At 66.2% G+C, this 1,186-nt stretch carries 2 protein-coding genes; both read right to left on the bottom strand.

Annotated features, from left to right (window positions below; all coding sequences use genetic code 11):
- On the bottom strand, positions 1 to 367 hold a 367-nt coding region (locus H0524_RS23560; protein ID WP_180200619.1), incomplete at its 3' end, for an alpha-lytic protease prodomain-containing protein.
- A 162-nt stretch (positions 368 to 529) separates the two neighbouring features.
- On the bottom strand, positions 530 to 1,186 hold a 657-nt coding region (locus tag H0524_RS23555; protein ID WP_180200618.1), incomplete at its 5' end, for a S1 family peptidase.

Genomic DNA, 1,186 nt, shown 5'->3' with positions numbered 1-1,186 from the left:
CGACTTGGTTGGTGGTGGGGTCGGTCCACCAGGCGGTGCCGGGGATGCTTGCGGATTGTTGGAGTTCGGTGGTGGCGGCTCGGAGTTGTGCGGCGCTGCGGGTGACGAGTTTGGGGGTGGCGCCTTCGGCGCGTACCTGGCGGGCGGTGGTTTCGTCGGTGACGGTGATGATCATGTTGCCGTGGTGGTCGGCGTAGATGCCGGCGGTGCGGTCGCCGAGGCGTTCGGCGAGGTTGGTGGCGGCTTCGGGGGAGGCGGATGCGGCGGGTGCGGCCTGGGTGGGTGCTCCCAGGAGTCCGCTGGCGACCAGCGTGCCGGCTGCGGCGACGGCACCAACCCGACGGAACGACGACATAGTGGACTTCATGGGGCGTAAAGCTATCGTCGGCATCTATATTAAACAAGATGGATATTAATGAACTTATGAGGTAAGTTCGCTGAACCCCAGCGCGCGGTTGTTGTCCAGTTGGCCGGTGCCACCGTGCAGCGGGCCACCAGCACGGCCGGCGACCCGCTGTCCCGCTGCCGGTCAGTAGGCATAGACGCCGTACGCGGCCAGAGCTTCCCCGACCGGTTGGTGGAAGCCGCGGGCGTTGTCGTTGGGGCAGCCCCCGCCCTGGCTGCCGGAGTGGATGGCGAGGGCGGTGTTGCCGGCGAAGATCGGACCGCCGCTGTCACCACCGGCGGAGCAGATGTTGGTGACGACCAGCCCGTAAACCGGCCCCACCGCGTAGTTGGCCGTGGCGTTGACGGCGACCACCGCGCCACTCTGCGTGCCGGTGGTGGAGCCGGTGCGCGTGACATCCTGACCGACATAGGCGTCACCGCTGGCGGTGATGTCCCGCCAGCTGTTGCCGACCTTGACGTGGCCGTAATCCTGCTTTCCGTTTTGGGAGTAGACGATGCCGTAGTCGTCGCCAGGGAAGCTCTTGTGGAGCGCGGGCCCGATCAGGCTTGTCCTGCTGGAGTTCCCGTACCAGCTTTCGGTCCCGGTGATGCAGTGCCCGGCGGTGAGGAAGTAGTAGCTGTTGGGGGCGGTCTTCACATTGAAGCCCAGGCTGCAGCGGTACCGGTAGTTCCAGATACCTTCGCCGCCGATGACGTCGGTGCTGAGGATTCCGGCGCGGGCTTCGATGCGGACGGCGCCGTTGGTGCGGGCGGCTGCTGCTTTGACTTGGGTGAGTTT

It is taken from the genome of Salinispora sp. H7-4, assembly GCF_013416675.1.
Classification (GTDB): domain Bacteria; phylum Actinomycetota; class Actinomycetes; order Mycobacteriales; family Micromonosporaceae; genus Micromonospora; species Micromonospora vitiensis.
This window is presented reverse-complemented; position numbering and strand designations above follow the sequence as displayed.